3 protein-coding genes and 1 pseudogene are annotated in these 2297 nt (G+C 55.8%); 1 reads left to right on the top strand and 3 read right to left on the bottom strand.

The window, feature by feature from the left end:
- Positions 1-12: 12 nt before the first annotated feature.
- Complete coding sequence (locus AC01FP_RS16995) at positions 13-516, bottom strand: hypothetical protein (protein ID WP_474481859.1); 504 nt, start codon at positions 514-516, stop codon at positions 13-15.
- Positions 517-989: 473 nt separating this feature from the next.
- Between AC01FP_RS16995 and AC01FP_RS16990 the strand changes: the two are divergent.
- Positions 990-1517 (top strand): annotated as a pseudogene (locus AC01FP_RS16990) (IS5 family transposase); the annotation flags it as partial.
- 17 nt (positions 1518-1534) lie between these two features.
- On the opposite strand, the gene AC01FP_RS16985 reads toward AC01FP_RS16990, so the two are convergent.
- Both AC01FP_RS16985 and AC01FP_RS16980 read right to left on the bottom strand, forming a co-directional pair.
- On the bottom strand, positions 1535-2038 hold the full coding sequence (locus AC01FP_RS16985; RefSeq protein WP_474481857.1) for an ISAs1 family transposase: 504 nt from the start codon (positions 2036-2038) through the stop codon (positions 1535-1537).
- Positions 2039-2077: 39 nt separating this feature from the next.
- Positions 2078-2297 (bottom strand): hypothetical protein (locus tag AC01FP_RS16980; protein ID WP_474481855.1); only part of this gene is annotated, 220 nt, incomplete at its 5' end.

The raw sequence follows: 2297 nt of genomic DNA, 5'->3' as shown, positions 1-2297 counted from the left end.
TCGACGCATTAGTCATGTCCTCAAGCCCCCGGATGTACTGATCAGAGGGGTGACAACTTTCCTGAAACTGGGGGGCTTGCGATACTTGCTGTCGACATCGTAAAGACGAGCGCCTTGATCAGTGAGAAGTGTGGCAAAACTTTTTTCGAGCCACCCACTGTAGCGATAATTTGATATTCCCTGAAGTACCGGATGCCGAACTGTAAATACAGCATGCATGATCGCAAACTTTTCGGTAAGAACTTTTAGAAGTTCAGGCCTATTTGACATCGCTTCATTGGACAGAATATAGCGACCAGGAGCATAATCATTCGACAGCAAGGCTTCTGCCGCACCTTGATAGTCATACATCAACTGTGAGACAGGTGGATATCCATTGTTTGGTCTGAAATCTGCACCCAAGAAACCAATTCCGAGCGCCCTAGCGAGCGCGTGGTTTTCAACAATGAACAGCTTCTGAAGAGAAGTCGTGCCGCACTTTGGAAAGCCTGGATGCAGTATCAGCTCGGGTCTCAAGCGTCCCTCCTTAGCGGGCGGAAATCATGCACAACGTATTGCGATGGAAGTACATATGTGCTTGCTGATGCAATACGTAAATTGACTAGAGCTTGATTGCTCCAAAAACTTATTAATTGTAATACCTTGAGCCCCTTGTACTCATGGGTACTGGAGAAAACTTTACTTTACTGCCGCTATCGCCAGTTAGCACCTGCCGACAAAGACAATCGGAGCCTCAGGTGATAAGGCCTAGGAATCCCCTCCGGTCTGCCAGATGCGGCACAACATGTTTGCGGCTAAACGGTGGAAAGAAGTCTTCAAACAAGAGATGATTACGAGGCTCGCGTCGGCATACATGGAAAACAATGACTCTCTTTGAGCTAAAATAAGCATTTGCGTTTATTTTACCGTGAAACTCATTTAGGGAGACTCTGGAAAACCGAGGCCGTTTGCGGGACAATGGCTCTGTGATCGCTGTCCAGGACTGGGGTATGGGTGGTAAGCAGCTTAGCTTCTCGGATTACGAGCTCACCACCGCTAAAAAGCAGACCAAACGGGAGAAGTTTCTCTCTGAGATGGAGGCAGTGGTGCCCTGGCAGGCGCTCATCGATCTGATCGAGCCGCACTACCCCAAAGCGAGCAAGAAAGGCGGCCGGCCTCCATATCCACTGGCCACGATGCTGCGGATCCATTTGCTGCAGCAGTGGTATTCCCTCAGCGATCCGGCGATGGAGGAGGCACTGATCGAAGTTCCCACCATGCGCCGCTTTGCCGGCATCGAGCTGATCAGCGATCAGATCCCCGATGTAACCACGATCCTCACCTTCCGCCACCTGCTGGAGAAGCATGGGCTGGGCGAGCAAATCTTTGACAGGGTCAAAGCCCATCTCAGTGAGAAGGGCATGTCGATGCGACAGGGCACGATTGTTGGCGCCACCTTGATCGCGGCGCCCAGCTCCACCAAAAACAAAGAGGGGAAGAGCGATCCAGAGATGCACCAGACCAAGAAGGGCAACCAGGCAGGGCCTATTAGAAGTCATCCTGAGGGCTTCTCCGCTGCTGGCCTCCAGCCCAGCAGCCTGAGCAGGCCCTTGATGTCGTGTGCCAAGGCGGCGATGCCCTCGGTGATTGACCAGATTCCTTCCAGCCGCAGGGCATTGATGGCCATGCTGCGCAGCGTGGCCAGGATCTGGACGCCGTTGTTCTCGCGGTAGCGGTGGGCGTCTTCCCTCAGCGGAACATCCCGCACCCAGTGCCAGCTGTTCTCGATTGACCAACGCTGGCGGATGGCTTTGAGCATGGCCTTGGCACCAGTGCGCAAACTCGAGACGTAGTAACGGGTCTCGTCTTGCGGCTTGCCCTCGCGGTTGCCATGGGTGCGCACAGCGATGATCGTCGCGCTGCCCGGCCACTGCTCCATCACCCACTCCGGTGCCGGCATGGCCCGGAGGGTCCAGGTGATGTCACGGCCCCGTTTGATTTCCCGCTTGGTGGTGCGCCAGGGGATCCGCCGGCCGTAGGTGAGCCGATCGCGGATCAACCGAAACCCTTTGCGGCGCCCGTGTTTGACGGCGTACCGCTACGCGGAAGACTGGCGTCTACAGGAAGTCGGCGCCGCGCTGGGCGAGGTAGAGGAAAAAGGGCGGTTCGCATGCAGCGCGTCTTGCACCAGCACACTCTCAAGTTCGACTGCCTCCAGCAGCTGGCGCAGGGCCTGGATCCCACCACTGGCGTCGGTGGCGTAGGTCGTCTGAGCGATCGCCACGCCCAGTGAGTCGGAGTAAAGGCTCACCTGGGCG

The sequence above is a fragment of the Cyanobium sp. NIVA-CYA 375 genome, assembly GCF_056108345.1.
Note: the sequence above shows the minus strand (reverse complement) of the source record. Positions and strands in the feature narration are given on the sequence as shown.